The organism is Dorea sp. YH-dor226 (genome assembly GCF_039832105.1).
GTDB lineage: Bacteria > Bacillota > Clostridia > Lachnospirales > Lachnospiraceae > Dorea_A.
Genome location: NZ_JBDOHS010000004.1, coordinates 63,793 through 81,050 on the forward strand (window position 1 = coordinate 63,793; position 17,258 = coordinate 81,050).

Here is a 17,258-nt window from a genome sequence, read left to right on the forward strand (position 1 = left end):
GTAACATTATACGACAAAAGATGGGAAAAGACAATTAACAAATACTATATATTTGTAAAAATGCTGTTAAGTTTGAGTGGCAGAATTGACAAATAAAATCTAAGACGTTAGAATGACTACAGTGTAATTTCAAAAAAAGGAGTTTGTGTATGAATAATTGGCTGAATAAACTGGAGAGAAAGTTCGGAAGATATGCAATTCCGAATCTGATGTACTATATTATCATCCTGTATGCAGCGGGATTTGTTCTGAATCTTGTAAATCCGTTATTTTATTACCAGTATCTGTCCCTGGATGCAAGCATGATTCTTAAGGGACAGGTGTGGAGAATCTTTACCTTCATCATTCAGGCACCTTCCAGCAGCCTGGTATTCATTATATTTTCACTGTATCTGTATTATATGATCGGAAAGCAGCTGGAATATGCCTGGGGAGCTTTTCGATTCAACCTGTATTTCTTTTCCGGTATGTTTTTTACTGTAATCGGAGCAATTCTTGCATATCTGCTGACGGGGCTGGTTCTTCCGATGGATACATGGTATCTGAATATGTCCCTGTTCTTTGCATTTGCGGCATTGTATCCGGATGTTCAGTTTCTGCTTTTCTTTGTCATTCCGGTTAAGGTAAAATGGCTGGCACTGATTGACGGGCTGTATTTCCTGTATGCGGTTGTACAGGCATTCCTTCCGGCTTATGGCGGAGGCGTATATGGGGTATACTATAAGGCAAATGCTCTGGCGGCCTTCATTGCAATCCTGAATTTCCTGCTCTTTTTCCTGGGATCCAGAAATATGCAGCCGTATTCTCCGAAGCAGATGAAGAGAAAGCAGGATTTTAAACGGAAGGTAAATCAGGCGAGCCGCCCGGTCAATGTATATGCAAACGGTGCAAAGCACAGATGTGCAGTCTGTGGACGAACAGAACTTGATGATCCGAATCTGGAATTCCGGTATTGTTCAAAATGTAATGGTAATTATGAATACTGTCAGGATCATCTGTTCACGCATACACATGTCAAGTGATGCGGGAAGCGTTCAGGTGATATTGAAAATAGTTTAAGAAAGGTTTGAGTAAATATGAAAAAGACAAAAATTATCTGTACAATGGGACCAAATACGAATGACGAGAATATCATGAGAAAGTTAGTTCAAAGTGGTATGGATATTGCGAGATTTAACTTTTCACACGGAGACCATGAAGAACAGAAGATGCGCATGGACATGTTAAAAAGAATCCGTGAAGAAGAACAGAGGCCGATCGCGATACTTCTGGATACAAAAGGACCGGAGATCCGTACAGGTGTCCTGAAAGATGGCAAAAAAGTACAGCTGAAGGCGGGAAGTATCTTTAGTCTTTGTACGGAAGAGATTGTTGGCGATGAGACAAGGACTATGATCACTTATCCGGGACTGACTGCAGATGTGCAGATTGGAAGTACAATTCTGATCGATGATGGTCTGATTGAACTGAAAGTAAAAGAAAAAAGAGACACTGAGATTGTCTGCAAGGTTATAAACGGTGGAGAGCTGGGAGAACGCAAAGGTGTGAACGTACCGAATGTTCCGGTCAGACTTCCGGCAATTACGGAGAAAGACAGAGAAGATCTGAAGTTTGGTGTAGAACAGAAGGTAGACTTTATTGCAGCATCTTTTGTCAGAAATGCTGAATGTATTCTTGAGATCAAGGCGTATCTGAAAGAGTGCGGCGCTCCGTATATTCCGGTGATTGCCAAGATAGAAAATGCAGAAGGAATCAAGAATATTGATGAGATTATTCGATGTGCGGATGGAATCATGGTTGCCAGAGGAGATCTTGGTGTGGAGATACCGGCTGAAAAGGTTCCGTATCTGCAGAAATTGATGATTCAGAAGTGCAATGATAATTATAAACCGGTTATTACTGCAACGCAGATGCTGGATTCTATGATCCGTAATCCACGTCCGACCAGAGCGGAAGTAACAGACGTTGCCAATGCAGTGTATGATGGAACTGATGCGGTTATGCTCTCAGGGGAGACTGCACAGGGAAAATATCCGATTGAAGCACTCCAGATGATGGTTCATATTGTAGAAAATACAGAAGAGCATCTGGATTACGAGCAGATTCTGAAAAAGGCCGGTGAGCACAGAATGAAGAGTGCTTCCAGTGCACTTGGACATGCAACAGTAACAACGGCCAATAACCTTCGCGCGAAATGCATTATTACGCCTACTGTATCCGGAGCTACTGCGAGAGTGGTATCCAAGTTCAAACCGAAGATGGACATCATAGGAGTCAGCCCGAATGAAGCGACCCTGAGAAGAATGCAGATCTACTGGGGTGTCAGACCACTGAAATCTATTGAAGTGCGTACAACGGAAGATATCTGTAACAGTGCGATTGATCTGATCTGTGCAAAACAGATGGCGGAGACAGGAGATGTTGTGATTCTGACGGCAGGCATACCGTCTACCAATGTGGCAGGACAGAAAACGGGTGTCAGCAATATGATGCGTATTGCTGTTGTTGATTAATGATATAAGGCATATACAGACCGGAGATGAGAAACAATGAAGTTTTTTCGTCTCCGGTCTATGTTATATCAGATATGTCTTGACAGAAAGCAGAATATCATATATAGTGTTCCCATAGAGAACTACTAAAGAATCGTTTTAAATATAACAGGAGAAAAAGAATGGAAGAAAGATCTTTTGTGGAACGTCTGATGGAGTTTGGACTGACCAGGCAGGAGGCCTGTATCTATCAGTGTCTGTCAACAGAAGGAAAAGTAACGGGATACGAAGTGGCAAAGCAGACAGGAATCTCCAGGTCGAATGCTTATAATTCTCTGGCAAATATGACTGAGAAAGGAGCAGCGTATCTTGTGGAGGAAGGAAATACAAGAAAGTATATTCCTGTTCCGATTGATGAATTCTGCAAGAATCGGATACGAAAGCTGGAAGAATCAAGAAAATGGCTGGAAAGCCATATGCCATCGGAAAAGACCTATACAGAGGGCTACATTACGATAGAAGGCGCAGACCATATACTGAATAAAATACGCAACATACTGGCTCAGGTGGATAAGCGTGTCTATATCAGCTGTACAAGGAATTATCTGCTTCTGATTGTAAGAGAGCTTCAGGAGCTCATGAAAGCAAAGAAAAAAGTCGTGATCATTACGGATCAGCCGGTAACTTTTGAAAATGCCAGAGTATATGTGGGAGAAAGCAGAGGAACACAGATCGGTGTGATCGCAGATTCCAGATATGTACTGACCGGCGAATACGGAGAGGGAAGTATGAATACATGCCTGTACTCCGGAAAAAAGAATTTTGTGGAGTTATATAAGACTGCACTTTCCAATGAAATCAAATTACTGTCCATACGAGAGGAGAACAACGCACAATGAAAAAGGAAACATTTGTAACAAAGGAACAATTAGATGAGATCATCAGGGAATATCCGACTCCGTTTCATCTCTATGATGAAAAAGGGATCCGGAAAAATATGGAAACCTTAAGAGATGCATTTTCCTGGAATAAAGGATATCGCGAATACTTTGCAGTAAAAGCCACACCGAATCCTTTTCTGATTGATATCTTAAGAGAGTATGGTTGTGGATGCGACTGCTCATCCTATACAGAGCTGATGCTGTCTGAAGCGATTGGTGCAAAGGGTGCAGATATCATGTTCTCATCCAATGATACACCGGCAGAGGAATTCGTCTATGCAGAGAAGCTGGGTGCGATCATCAACCTGGATGATATTACTCACATTGATTTTCTGGAGAAGGCGATCGGACATATACCGGAGACGATCAGCTGCCGTTATAATCCGGGCGGAATGTTCAAGATCAGCAACGATATCATGGACAATCCGGGAGATGCAAAATATGGTATGACCACAGAGCAGCTGTTTGATGCTTTTAAGATTCTGAAGGAAAAAGGCGCAAAGGAATTCGGTATCCATGCGTTCCTTGCCAGCAATACCGTAACCAATGATTATTATCCGATGCTTGCAAAAGTATTGTTCGAAGTGGCTGTGAAGCTTCAGAAAGAAACAGGAGTACATATCAAGTTCATCAATCTTTCCGGTGGTGTAGGTATTCCTTATACGCCGGACCAGGAACCGAATGATATCCGTGCAATCGGTGATGGTGTACGCCGTGTCTATGAAGAAGTTCTGGTTCCGGCAGGAATGGGTGATGTAGAGATCTATACAGAGATGGGACGTTTTATGATGGGACCATATGGCTGCCTGGTTACAACTGCAATTCATGAGAAACACACACATAAGGAATACATTGGAGTGGATGCATGTGCAGTGAATCTGATGCGCCCGGCGATGTACGGAGCATACCATCATATTACGGTCATGGGAAAGGAAAATCAGCCGTGTGACCATAAGTATGATGTGACCGGATCTCTGTGCGAGAATAATGATAAATTTGCAATAGATCGTATGCTTCCGGGAATCGATATCGGTGATGTTCTCGTAATCCATGATACAGGAGCACATGGATTTTCCATGGGATATAATTATAATGGAAAATTAAAATCCGCAGAAGTTCTTCTGAAAAAAGACGGAAGCACACAGCTGATCCGAAGAGCAGAGACCCCGGCAGATTACTTTGCGACATTTGACTGCTTCGATATCGGAAAAAAATTAATTGAAAAATAATGGATTAAAGTATAATGGGGGATGGAGTATGAAGAAAAAATGCATGCTGACTCTGATTCTTTCCGTTGCTGTCATGTTACTGGGAGGATGTGGAAGTATGTCAGCAGAGGATGCTACGTTGTATACGCAGTCCATTCTGGATGCCAGTTATAAAGGAGAATTCAAAGAATACATTGAACAGACGGAATCTACAGAAGAAGAGGCACAGGAGATCTATGATGCCAGCCTGGATGTGATCATGGCGGAAAGCGGTTTTGAAGAGCTGGGAATCTCTGATGAGCTGGAAGCCAACTACAGGCAGCTGTTTCAAGATATGCTCCAGAGTGCGAAATACGAAGTCGGTGAGGCAAAAGAAGAGGAAGATGATTCCTATACGCTGGACGTAAAGGTCTGTGCATTTACTGCATTTGAAGGAGTTACGGAAGAGACAGAAGCCTGGCTGACAGAGCAGTACGCAGATGCCACGGAGGTTCCGACACAGGAAGAGCTGAATGAACAGTTTCTTCAGAAAATGTATGAATTGATGGCAGCAAGACTCGCAGATCCATCCTACGGAGAGGAACAGATTATTACGATCCATGTAAAACCCGACTCTGAGGGAGTCTGGTATATACCAGAGGAAGATCTTACGGCAATCGATGGGACTCTTTTCCCGGAAAATATGTTTTAATATGCAAAAGGGCTGACGGTTTATACCGTTTTCAGCCCTTTTGGTATTTTTGGATAAATAAAGACATCATTTCATAATTTCTTTTAGAAGATGTACTTTGTTAAACGGGAATGAGAAATAGTATCCGTCAGCAAAGTCGTATGTATATTCAATCATCTCCCTGGAGACTGCAACTCCGACTGCCTCTCCTTCTGTTTTTGAACCGTGTTCGGGATATCTTTCAATAATAGTATCTGCTACGGTGACCCCGGCGATTTCATTTTTCATAAAGAGCGCATTCTTACGACTGATGAGAGGCATGATTCCGCATAGTATCCGTGCGCCGGTCATTTCTTTGATATAGCGGACGCGGTCGGCATCTTCTTTAGAAAAAACAGGCTGGGTCAGGAAAAATGAAGCACCGGTATCCATTTTCTTTTTTATTCTTTTTATCTCCACGTCAATATTGCGTCGCCCCTGATTGATAGCACCACCGTAGGCGATGGGCATGTCTGTGAATGTTTCTTCATTCATATCTTTTGCAATCTGCATTAATCCGACGGAATCGAAGTTAAAAACAGATTTTATGTTCTGTCTTGCAAGAGATGGAATCGGGTCACCGGTAACAATCAGAAAGTTGTGAATATCATTGATATATGCACCCAAAAATAATGATCTCATAGCAATTGCATTTTTGTCACGGCAGCAAATGTGCGGCATCACACACATGCCGGTTGCACGTCTGACCTTTTCTGCCATCAGGACAGAATCAACACGAGTTCTTCCGGAAGGAGAATCAGGAAAAGTCAGTACATCCACATCTTCATTCTGAAGGAAATGAGCAGCCTCCAGAAGCTTTTCGTCATTGGAAGAGATGGGAGGGGCAAGTTCAACGGCAATGAGTTTTTTGTTTTTTAATGAGCCATCTTTGTTATAGATAAAACCCGTGTTTTTTCTGGGAGTTTCAATTTTTGCTTTTTGCAGATTCACGGTTGTTTTCGTTGGCTGTTCTATATCCAGAACGTCTGAGAGCACCTTGATAAATGCAGGGTTTGTACCGCAGCATCCGCCAAGAATGTCCATTCCGAATGCAGAAAGATCGGCAAGCTTGTCAGCGAAATATCCGCAGTTGTTGTCAAATATAAGCTGTCGGCTCTGGATACGTTTCGGATATCCGGCATTGGGAAGGGAGATCAGATATTTGTCAGAATTTAAATTTACTTTTTTATATATCTGAGCCATATGTCCGGGTCCGACACCACAGTTTAAACCAATCGCATCAATTTCCGGCATAGCTTTCACAGTCTCAAGCAGTTTTTTTGCACTCAGGCCGGAAGTGCTGTAGCCAAACTGATCTACACAGAACTGTACCATGATAAAAATCGGATACTCTTTTTTGATGCGTTGAATTGCAGAGAGTATATGTTCTGTATCCGGAAATGTTTCAAACGTCAGAACAGAGATCCCGTTTTCGACGAAACATCTTGCAATCTGATAATATTCCTCTGACAATTGATCGGTATCAGAGTTCCTTGGAGTGCTTTCAGGGATGGGACCGATATCTCCGGCAATAAAGACTTCTTTGTCTCCAATAGCCGTTTTTGCGATCTTGATGGCAGCCAGAATATTTTTTTCGACAGTTGTCCAGTCAGAAGACAGCAGGGATGTGTTGGAGGCAAAGGTGTTCGTACGAATCAGTTTTGCCCCGGCTTCGATATAAGAGCTGTGAATCTCAAGAACCCGTTCCGGAAAAGAAGTATTGGCGTTTTCAGGCATGTCGTCTGTCTGATATTTTTCCGAGTAGTAAGTTCCAAAGGAACCGTCGGTGATGAGTTTATGATGTTTTAGATATTCATTTATCGTCATGGGAGATTCTCCTTATGTAAGTTTTGCTTTTTAGTATAACACATTTTCAGGAGCTCATGTATTGGGAATATTTATAGCCGGTAATAGGAAAGATTTATCTGATCAGTAGTGTGTTGTGTTGATACAGGATAAAAAAATAGCCATAAATCTTGAAATATCAAGGTTTATGGCTATTATGCGGATGGTGGGACTTGAACCCACACGAGGTCGCCCCCGCAAGATTTTGAGTCTTGTGCGTCTGCCATTCCGCCACATCCGCATGTGTTGAACATATCAACAACATGTTAAATTATAACCTTAAAACATGAAACTGTCAATCCTTTTTTGATTTTAAATTTTCTCCTTTTAAAAAATGTAGATTTGGTGTATAGTAAGAAAGTACATTTATTTTTATCATGGAGAAATAGTATGAAAAGTAAGATTGTATTGATCGATGGACACAGCATTTTGAACCGTGCATTTTACGGTTTGCCGGATCTCACAAATGCGGATGGTCTTCATACAAATGCTATATATGGATTTCTGACGATTATGTTCAAGCTTCTGGAAGAGGAGAACCCGGATTATCTTACGGTGGCTTTTGATGTGCATGCGCCGACATTTCGGCATGAGATGTATGCGGAGTATAAGGGCACCCGAAAACCGATGGCTGATGAATTAAGACAGCAGGTTCCGGTGATCAAGGAAGTTCTGAAGGCGATGGGAATTAAGATCATTGAATCAGCAGGACTTGAAGCAGATGATCTGATCGGAACGCTTTCAAAGAGATGTGAGAATCAGGGAATGGAAGTATCTGTGATATCCGGAGACAGGGATCTTCTGCAGCTTGCGACAGAGCATGTCAAGATCCGGATTCCGAAGACAAAGCAGGGACGGACAGAGGTGGAAGACTATTATGCATCGGATGTAAAGGCGCGATATCAGGTGACGCCGACAGAATTTATTGATCTGAAGGCACTGATGGGTGATACATCTGATAATATTCCGGGTGTTCCAAGCATTGGTGAGAAGACAGCGACGAAGATCATCACGGAATATCATTCAATAGAAGAAGCATATGCACACGCAGATGAACTGAAGCCGCCAAGAGCTGCAAAAGCACTCAAAGAGCATTGGGACATGGCGGTGATGAGCAAGGTACTGGCAACGATCAATGTAGATGCTGATTTTGCTTATGAACTGGAAGATGCAAAGCTTGGTAATATCTATACAGAAGAAGCATATGCGTATTTTCAGAAGCTGCAGTTTAAGAATCTGCTGTCAAGATTTGATGTGACTGCACCTTCCAATCAGATTGAGGATTCCTTCCGGATCGTTACGGATCAGAAAGAGGCGCAAAGGGTATTTGAAAAGGCCAGGATATCAGCCTGTACAGGGGCGTGTATCTTTAAAGATACCAGAAATGTGCTGCCACTTTTTATTGATCAGGCCGGAATCGGAGGAATTGGAATCTGCTTTTCTGAACGCGAGATTTACTGCATCCGGACGGGCAATGGAATTGAACAGAGATGGCTTTTGGATGAACTTTCCGATGTGGCACGGAAGACAGAGCGTTTTGCCATGTTTGATCTGAAGCAGGCGATGGAATATGTACAGATTCACAGGCAGGATAACTGCTTTGATACAGCTGTGGCGGCATATCTTCTGAATCCGCTGAAGAGTAATTATACGTACGAAGATGTAGCCAGAGAACAGTTGAATCTGATGATAGATGAAAAGCTTGAAGAGGAGGCACGGGTATGCTATGAAGCGTACACGATCTATGCGTCTGTTGAAAAACTGCTGGAAAAACTCAGAGAGTTCCAACTGGAGAGTCTGTTTACAGAAATAGAGATGCCGCTGGTATTTACCTTGTATGATATGGAACAAAATGGCATCCTTGTGGAAGCAGAGGCGTTAAAGATCTATGGAGATCAGCTTGCGGTCAAGATCGTTGAACTTGAGAAAGATATATATGAAGAGGCGGGAGAGACATTTAATATTAATTCTCCGAAGCAGCTGGGAGTGGTTCTTTTTGAACATATGAAGCTTCCGGGTGGAAAGAAGACAAAAACAGGATATTCGACGGCGGCAGATGTACTGGACAAGCTTGCACCGGATTATCCGATCGTCGCAAAGATCCTGGAGTATCGGCAGTATACAAAGCTGAAGTCCACGTATGCGGACGGGCTTGCGAATTATATAGGAGAAGATGGAAGAATCCACAGTAAGTTTAACCAGACGATCACAGCGACCGGGCGCATCAGCAGTACAGAACCAAATCTGCAGAATATTCCGGTACGGATGGAACTGGGAAGACTGATCCGGAAAGTATTTATTCCGGAAGACGGGTACGTATTCGTGGATGCGGATTATTCACAGATTGAACTGCGTGTTCTGGCGCACTGTTCGGGAGACAGCCATCTGATTGATGCTTATAAAGAAAAAAGTGACATTCACAGAATCACTGCTTCTCAGGTGTTCCATGTACCGTTTGAAGAGGTGACGGATCAGCAGAGAAGGAATGCCAAAGCGGTGAATTTTGGAATTGTCTATGGAATCAGTTCCTTCGGACTGAGTCAGGATCTGAGTATTACCAGAAAAGAAGCTGCCAGATATATAGATGATTATTTTAAGACTTATCCGGGAATCAAGACATTTCTGGATGACACTGTGAAGCATGCGAAGGAAACGGGGTATGTAGTTACGTTGTTCGGAAGACGAAGACCGGTTCCGGAACTGGCTTCCAGCAATTTTATGCAGCGGTCTTTTGGAGAACGTGTTGCGATGAATGCTCCGATACAGGGAACTGCAGCGGATATCATTAAGATTGCGATGGTTCGTGTCAACAGGCGGCTGAAGGAACAGAAGATGAAGTCAAGGCTGATTCTTCAGGTTCATGATGAACTTTTGATTGAAGCATATAAGCCGGAGCTTGGCAGGGTGCAGGAGATTCTGAAAGAAGAGATGGAGCATGCGGCGAGTCTGGATGTGCCGCTTGAAATAGATATGCATACAGGAGATAACTGGTACGAAGCAAAGTAAGAGGTGTGAAGGATGAAAGTTATTGGAATTACAGGTGGAGTAGGAGCAGGAAAGACACAGATACTGGAGTATCTGAACAACAGATACGGGGCAACGGTCTGCCAGGCAGATGAAGTTGCAAAGAAGCTCCAGAAAAAGGGAACAGATTGCTTTGAAAGAATTGTAGAACATTTCGGTGATGGAATTCTGGATGAAAAAGGAGAACTCAACAGAGCAGGTCTTGCAGAGATCGTATTTGCCGACAAAGTGGAATTATCGGTGCTGAACAGTATCGTTCATCCACTGGTAAAGGAAGAGATCCTGAAGAAGATCACGAAAGAAGAAAGAAAGAATACGAATCTTATGATCATTGAAGGAGCGCTTCTGATCGAAGATCATTATGAAGAGATCTGTGATGAATTATGGTATATCTATGTAGAAGATTCAATCCGTAAGAAAAGGCTGAAATATGCAAGAGGGTATGAGACGAAAAAGATTGATGAGATGTTTGCGGCTCAGCTCCCGAAAGATATGTTCATGAGACATTGTGACAGAGTGATTGATAACAGTGGTGTGTTCGAAGAGACGAAGATGCAGCTGGATAAGATTATTGCAGATTTATAAGAAAGGCAGATTACAAATACTATGAGATTATGCAGCATTGCCAGTGGAAGCAGCGGAAACTGTATCTATGTGGGAGATGATCACACCCATCTGCTGGTGGATACCGGAATCAGTAAGAAGAGGATTGATCAGGGTCTGACAACGCTTGGGATCAAGGGAGAGGAAGTAGACGGAATACTGATCACTCATGAACACATTGATCATATTCAGGGGCTGGGAGTATATTCCAGAAAGTATGAGGTTCCAATCTATGCGACCAGAGGTACGATTGCAGGAATCCGTGCCTGCAGATCACTCGGAAAGCTTCCGGAAGGATTGCTTCATGAAGTGGATGTAGATCGAAGATTTACCGTTGGAACACTTGAGATTACGCCGTTTGCGATATCCCATGATGCGAATGAACCTTCCGGGTATAGAGTGGAAAATGAGGAAAAGGCAGTAGCTGTTGCGACAGATCTTGGAAAATACGATCCATATATCGTGCAGAATCTGCGTGATCTTAATGCAGTCGTGCTGGAAGCAAATCATGATATACATATGTTGGAGGTAGGACCTTATCCTTATCCTCTGAAGCGAAGAGTGATGGGGGATAAGGGGCATCTTTCCAATGAATCATCAGGGAGGCTTTTGTGTGATATTCTGCATGATGATCTGCAATATGTAGTGCTCGGACATCTCAGTAAAGAGAATAATTATGAAGAACTGGCTTATGAGACAGTAAAGCTGGAGGTCAGCATCGGGGACAATCCTTACAGAGGAGATAATATCCCGATGATGGTTGCTAAGAGAGATCAGATATCTGATATCATTACACTATAATTTAATAACACAGACAACGACAGGAGGACCATGCTATGAAGAAATGCGTAATTACAGTTGTAGGAAAAGATACCGTAGGTATTATTGCAAAGGTATGTACTTATCTTGCAGAGACGAATATCAATATTCTTGATATCTCACAGACCATCGTCGGCGGCTACTTTAATATGATGGCGATCGTTGATGTCACAGATGCAAACAAAGAAATTGTTACTGTTACAAAAGAACTGGAAGTACTCGGGATTTCCATCGGAGTCACCATCCACTGTCAGAGAGAAAAGATCTTTGAAAAAATGCACAGATTATAGCAGGATGAATCCAGAAAGGCCGGGTGTACATTATGATTAACAGATATGAAGTCTATGAAACCAATCAGATGATAGAGCAGGAGAACCTGGATGTCAGAACGATTACTCTTGGAATCAGTCTGCTCGACTGCATTGATTCGGATCTGAATCAATTGAATGAAAACATCTATAAAAAAATTACTGCGGTGGCCGAGAACCTTGTAGCTACCGGAGAACAGATCGAAAAAGAATTCGGTATCCCGATCGTCAATAAACGAATTTCTATTACCCCGATCTCTCTGATCGGCGGGTCTGCATGTAAGAAACCGGAAGATTATGTTACAATTGCACAGACACTGGATAAAGCGGCAAAAAAGGTAGGCGTTAACTTTATAGGCGGCTACTCTGCTCTGGTGTCCAAAGCGATGACAAAGAGTGAGGAGAATCTGATCCGTTCCATTCCGGAAGCACTGGCATGTACAGATCGGGTGTGCAGTTCAATCAATGTAGGTTCTACAAGAACCGGTATCAACATGGATGCGGTACGCTTATGCGGAGAGATCGTCAAAGCAACTGCACAGGCTACCCGGGATCAGGATTCCCTCGGATGTGCCAAGCTGGTGGTATTCTGCAATGCTCCGGACGATAATCCATTTATGGCAGGGGCATTTCTGGGTGTGACTGAGGGAGATGCGGTGATCAATGTCGGTGTCAGCGGACCGGGAGTCGTAAAACATGCGATCGAACAGGTAAGGGGCAGAGGCTTTGAAGAACTGTGTGAAACTATTAAGAAGACGGCGTTTAAAGTAACGAGAGTTGGTCAGCTTGTTGCAGGAGAAGCGTCAAAACGTCTGGGGATTCCATTTGGTATCGTGGATCTGTCACTGGCACCAACACCTGCAGTCGGAGACAGTGTGGCTGAGATCCTGGAGGAGATCGGTCTGGAACGAGTGGGAGCACCGGGGACAACGGCTGCACTTGCGATGCTGAATGATCAGGTGAAAAAAGGCGGTGTTATGGCATCCTCTTATGTTGGGGGCCTAAGTGGAGCATTTATTCCTGTCAGTGAAGATCAGGGAATGATCGATGCGGTGAATCTGGGAGCACTTACCATAGAGAAACTGGAGGCTATGACCTGTGTGTGCTCTGTAGGCCTTGATATGATTGCAATTCCGGGAAAGACAAAGGCATCTACCATATCCGGAATCATTGCGGACGAGATGGCGATCGGTATGGTGAACCAGAAAACGACAGCTGTACGTCTGATACCCGTGATTGGAAAGGATGTCGGAGAGACAGCGGAATTTGGCGGCCTTCTGGGGTATGCGCCGATCATACCCGTTAATGAGTATGACTGCAGCGCATTTGTGAACAGAAAGGGAAGAATTCCGGCTCCGATACACAGTTTTAAGAACTAGAATCTCAGATTCGCAGAATCTGTTGCTGATATTCGCTGCAGAAGGGGATCTGATATCTGTCTGTTCTGACACTTTCATACAGATCAGAAGCAAAGATATCCTGTTTTAACATGTGAAGCGCACAGTCATCCAATTCCTGGGACTGCGCAAGTCTGGTCAGCAGTGGAATGGAGGTATGTGTTTTCATATGCGTGAGAGTGGCGGTGCTGTCGTTACGAAAGCCCAGAATATGGGCATATCGGCAGCCGCCATTTTTTTTATATGTGGTTACATCATTTGTTGTAATCTGCAGAAGGATGTGAAGCAGACTCCGGCTGATCCGGCTGTATGTCAGTTCTTTGGTTTTCAGAAGCTCACAGAACTTTTCGAATGACTGAAACTGATTGCGGTTTTTCCAGATGCGGTTTGCCAGATCTTCGGATACATCCTGATAGCGGCAAAGAGTTTCCGGAGTTTCTTTCAGAAGCACATATTTTAGCAGAAGAGAAAAATCATCGGCACAGAGAAACTGTCTGTTCAGAATATTTTCCTGCATAAGATCATTGCATTGAGCAGGGATCTGTGATATGACCTCATCCGGACTTCCGTGTAAGAGCTCTTTTCGGATCGCAGTAGCAGAACTGAAGCGATCTTTCAGTTCTGTGTCGTGATAGCCGGAGCTTTTACGTGTGATGGTATATGCCTTGATCGGACTTTTTCGACGATACAGTGCTTTCAGGTATTCAACACCAAGAATGTTGTTCGGTTTTTCAAGTATTTGTTCAGATGCATTTTCCAGACATTGTACGAGTGCTGTCTGTCTGGCTTTCGGATATGCCTGGCCCTTGCGAAGGGCCGCTCTCAGTGCAGTCTGATAATGTTCCGGTTCGTCGGCAAGTAGTCTTGCCGGTTCTTCCAGCATGGTAATATCACCACATTCGCTTCCAAAGCAGATAGAATCGATGCAGCCTAACTGATCAAGGATAGAGACTGCCCCTTCGGCAAAATATTCTGCACTTCCGGTAGCATAAGCAACAGGCAGTTCAATGACAACGGAAACCCCCATGCGCAGGGCCATTGCAGCACGAAGTCGCTTGGACAGTATTGCGGGAGTTCCCCGCTGTACATAATCACCACTCATGACTGCAATTACGCTGTCGGCACCGGTCAGCCTGCGTGCCTTCTCAATATGGTAGAGATGTCCGTTGTGAAAAGGATTATATTCCGTAATTAAGCCGACTATTTTCATAAGAATCTCCTTGTATATCTTTTTTAAATTGATTATACTATAGAGGGATTGTGGATGCAAATAAAGGGTAATAGATAAAAATTATAGAGAATAATGGAAAGGGGGTACATGTTATGGAAAAAGAGACTGAAATGAAAGAAGAGCGTCTGGGAAAGCGTGGCCTTGAGGAAGGTGTTCCGGAGACGGAACCCGTACCGGAAGCAGAGGAGTATGACTATCTGGAAGAACGGGAAGAACTGACAGAAGAACGTATTATGGACATGCTTGATTCCCGGAAGTATAAGGAACTGAAAGAAGAACTTGAGAATAACATGTATCCGGTCGATCTGGCTGAGATTCTGGAGGAATTTGATCAGAAGCATATGGTGATGGTGTTCCGTCTTCTTGCAAAAGAGGAAGCTGCAGAGACATTTACCTACATGAACAGTGATATGCGAGAACTTCTGATCAATGCACTGACTGATTCTGAGTTGGAAGAGGTCATGGAAGAAATGTATCTGGATGATACGGTTGACGTACTGGAAGAAATGCCTGCAAATGTGGTAGACCGTCTCCTTATGGTGACGGATGAAGAGAAGCGTGTGCAGATTAATCAGTTGCTGCAGTATCCGGAAGACAGTGCCGGAAGTGTCATGAATGTGGATTACATCGCTCTGCGTAAGGAAATGACGGTTGCCGAATCCATATTGAAGATTCGGCAGGTTGGTCTGAATCGTGAGACGATCTACACCTGTTATGTTACGGAAAAAAGACATCTGATCGGCCAGGTGGATGTAAAGGAACTGTTGACGACCGGTGAATCCAAGACGATAGAAGAGATTATGGATACCAATCTGTTGTACGCCCATACAACGGATGACCAGGAAGACGTGGCAAGAACCATTACCAAATACGGTCTGATTGCACTGCCAATCGTTGATCATGAAAACTGCATGGTCGGAATCGTCACGGTTGATGATGCTATGCAGGTATTGCAGGAAGAGACGACAGAAGATATCAGTATCATGGCCGGTGTCGCTCCGAATGAAGAATCCTACTTTGGAACGACGGTATTCGAACACGTGAAAAGTCGTATTCCATGGCTATTGTTTCTGATGTTGTCGGCTACGGTTACACAGATGATCATGAACAGTTATGAAGCTGCTTTGGCGGTTATGCCACAGCTTGCCGGCTTTATTCCGATGCTGACCGGTACCGGAGGAAACTGCGGTTCTCAGAGTTCAACACTGGTGATTCGCGGACTGGCAGTCGGAGAGATTGAATTTCGTGATCTTTTTAAAGTCATCTGGAAAGAAGTAAGAATTGCCGTGTGTATCAGTCTGATTCTGTCTGTGGTGAATGGAATTCGTATTGTATTGATGGGACAGGGAGATGCAACGATGGCATTTACGATCGGTCTTACGATGGCATGTACGGTTATCATTGCAAAGGTAGTTGGATGTACGCTTCCTCTGATCGCGAAGAAAGTAGGGCTTGATCCGGCAATCATGGCAACACCACTGATCTCCACTCTGGTTGATATCAGTACGATCAGTGTATACTTTGCAATTGTAAGTTATGTTTTCCGACTCTAAGCATGGAATTGTATCAAAAAATAGACACAAGATTCCAAGAAGAGACCTTGTCTGCAAGGTCTCTTTGTATTATAATAAAAATACTGAGATTATATGGAAAGGAGTCTATCAATCATGGGATTTATAGATGATATTAAGGCAAAAGCAAAGACATGTAAAAAGACAATCGTTCTTCCGGAGACAGAAGATATCAGAACTTATGAAGCTGCAGAAGCAGTATTAAGAGAAGGTACTGCTAATCTGATTCTGATTGGAAGTGAAGAAGAGATTGCAAAGAACAAAGGTGATTTTGACATCAGCGGTGCTACAATCGTAGATCCTGCAACGTATGAAAAGACAGATGCATATATTGCAAAACTTGTTGAGTTAAGACAGAAAAAAGGTATGACAGAAGAGCAGGCAAGAGAACTTCTTCTCTCTAATTATCTGTATTATGGTGTTATGATGGTTAAGATGAAAGATGCAGACGGAATGGTATCAGGAGCATGCCACTCTACTGCTGACACATTAAGACCATGTTTGCAGATTCTGAAGACAAAACCGGGTACAAAGCTTGTATCTGCATTCTTCGTAATCGTTGTACCGGATTGTGATATGGGTGCTGACGGAACATTTGTATTCGCAGATTCTGGTCTGGAGCAGAATCCGGATCCGGAGAAGCTTGCAGCAATCGCTTTGTCTTCTGCAGACTCCTTCAGACTGTTAACAGGCAAAGAACCAATCGTAGCAATGCTGTCTCATTCTACCAAGGGAAGTGCAAAACATCCTGACGTTGATAAAGTAGTAGAGGCAACCCGTATTGCTAAGGAAAATGCACCGGAGGGACTTCTTCTGGATGGAGAATTCCAGCTGGATGCAGCGATCGTTCCGGAAGTCGGAGCATCAAAGGCACCCGGAAGCCCGGTAGCAGGAAAAGCAAATGTACTGGTATTCCCGGATCTGGATGCAGGAAATATCGGATACAAACTTGCTCAGAGACTTGGAAAAGCAGAAGCATACGGCCCGTTAACACAGGGTATCGCAGCCCCTGTGAATGACCTGTCCCGTGGATGCAGTGCGAAGGATATCGAAGGTGTTGTAGCAATCACAGCTGTTCAGTGTATGTCAGAAGAATAAGTTTCATGTTCA

The 17,258-nt window shown here is 43.6% G+C and carries 14 protein-coding genes and 1 tRNA gene; 12 read left to right on the forward strand and 3 right to left on the reverse strand.

The features are described 5' to 3' along the window. Positions 1-149 precede the first annotated feature (149 nt). From ABE547_RS04920 to ABE547_RS04940, 5 genes are all read left to right on the forward strand, one after another. A complete protein-coding gene (locus ABE547_RS04920; protein WP_347377711.1) occupies positions 150-1,022 on the forward strand; it encodes a hypothetical protein in 873 nt (290 codons plus the stop codon). A 54-nt stretch (positions 1,023-1,076) separates the two neighbouring features. Then, positions 1,077-2,513, forward strand: a complete 1,437-nt coding sequence (gene pyk, locus ABE547_RS04925) for a pyruvate kinase (RefSeq protein WP_347377712.1) — start codon at positions 1,077-1,079, stop codon at positions 2,511-2,513. Between the two features lie 161 nt (positions 2,514-2,674). Further along, positions 2,675-3,391, forward strand: coding sequence for a helix-turn-helix domain-containing protein (locus ABE547_RS04930; RefSeq protein ID WP_347377713.1), 717 nt, complete (start codon positions 2,675-2,677; stop codon positions 3,389-3,391). Continuing rightward, entirely contained in the window at positions 3,388-4,662 is a 1,275-nt protein-coding gene (locus tag ABE547_RS04935) for a diaminopimelate decarboxylase (RefSeq protein WP_347377714.1), read from the forward strand. The genes ABE547_RS04930 and ABE547_RS04935 overlap by 4 nt, the downstream gene beginning before the upstream one ends. A 28-nt stretch (positions 4,663-4,690) precedes the next feature. Then, complete coding sequence (locus tag ABE547_RS04940) at positions 4,691-5,332, forward strand: hypothetical protein (RefSeq protein ID WP_347377715.1); 642 nt, start codon at positions 4,691-4,693, stop codon at positions 5,330-5,332. Between the two features lie 66 nt (positions 5,333-5,398). On the opposite strand, the gene ABE547_RS04945 is transcribed toward ABE547_RS04940, so the two are convergent. Further along, the gene (locus ABE547_RS04945) at positions 5,399-7,177 is read right to left on the reverse strand and encodes a bifunctional homocysteine S-methyltransferase/methylenetetrahydrofolate reductase (protein WP_347377716.1); all 1,779 of its coding nucleotides are present in this window, start codon (positions 7,175-7,177) and stop codon (positions 5,399-5,401) included. A gap of 176 nt (positions 7,178-7,353) precedes the next feature. Then, positions 7,354-7,436, reverse strand: a tRNA-Leu gene (locus ABE547_RS04950). Between the two features lie 149 nt (positions 7,437-7,585). On the opposite strand from ABE547_RS04950, the gene polA reads away from it, so the two are divergent. From polA to ABE547_RS04975, 5 genes are read left to right on the forward strand one after another with little or no spacing between them, the layout of a single operon-like run. Next, positions 7,586-10,201, forward strand: coding sequence for a DNA polymerase I (gene polA / locus ABE547_RS04955; RefSeq protein WP_347377717.1), 2,616 nt, complete (start codon positions 7,586-7,588; stop codon positions 10,199-10,201). Between the two features lie 12 nt (positions 10,202-10,213). Continuing rightward, positions 10,214-10,804, forward strand: coding sequence for a dephospho-CoA kinase (gene coaE / locus ABE547_RS04960; RefSeq protein ID WP_347377718.1), 591 nt, complete (start codon positions 10,214-10,216; stop codon positions 10,802-10,804). 21 nt (positions 10,805-10,825) lie between these two features. After that, positions 10,826-11,623, forward strand: coding sequence for an MBL fold metallo-hydrolase (locus tag ABE547_RS04965; protein ID WP_347377719.1), 798 nt, complete (start codon positions 10,826-10,828; stop codon positions 11,621-11,623). Between the two features lie 35 nt (positions 11,624-11,658). Next, on the forward strand, positions 11,659-11,931 hold the full coding sequence (locus ABE547_RS04970) for an ACT domain-containing protein (protein ID WP_347377720.1): 273 nt from the start codon (positions 11,659-11,661) through the stop codon (positions 11,929-11,931). Positions 11,932-11,963: 32 nt separating this feature from the next. Beyond that, positions 11,964-13,328, forward strand: a complete 1,365-nt coding sequence (locus tag ABE547_RS04975; protein WP_347377721.1) for a PFL family protein — start codon at positions 11,964-11,966, stop codon at positions 13,326-13,328. Between the two features lie 4 nt (positions 13,329-13,332). Here ABE547_RS04975 and ABE547_RS04980 read toward each other — a convergent pair whose 3' ends face one another. Further along, the gene (locus tag ABE547_RS04980) at positions 13,333-14,556 is read right to left on the reverse strand and encodes a nucleotidyltransferase (RefSeq protein ID WP_347377722.1); all 1,224 of its coding nucleotides are present in this window, start codon (positions 14,554-14,556) and stop codon (positions 13,333-13,335) included. A gap of 236 nt (positions 14,557-14,792) precedes the next feature. Between ABE547_RS04980 and mgtE the strand changes: the two genes are divergently transcribed. Then, positions 14,793-16,130: a magnesium transporter gene (gene mgtE, locus ABE547_RS04985; RefSeq protein WP_347377848.1), complete on the forward strand. Its 1,338-nt coding sequence runs from the start codon at positions 14,793-14,795 to the stop codon at positions 16,128-16,130. Between the two features lie 114 nt (positions 16,131-16,244). Then, the gene (gene pta / locus ABE547_RS04990; protein ID WP_347377723.1) at positions 16,245-17,246 is read left to right on the forward strand and encodes a phosphate acetyltransferase; all 1,002 of its coding nucleotides are present in this window, start codon (positions 16,245-16,247) and stop codon (positions 17,244-17,246) included. Positions 17,247-17,258 lie beyond the last annotated feature (12 nt).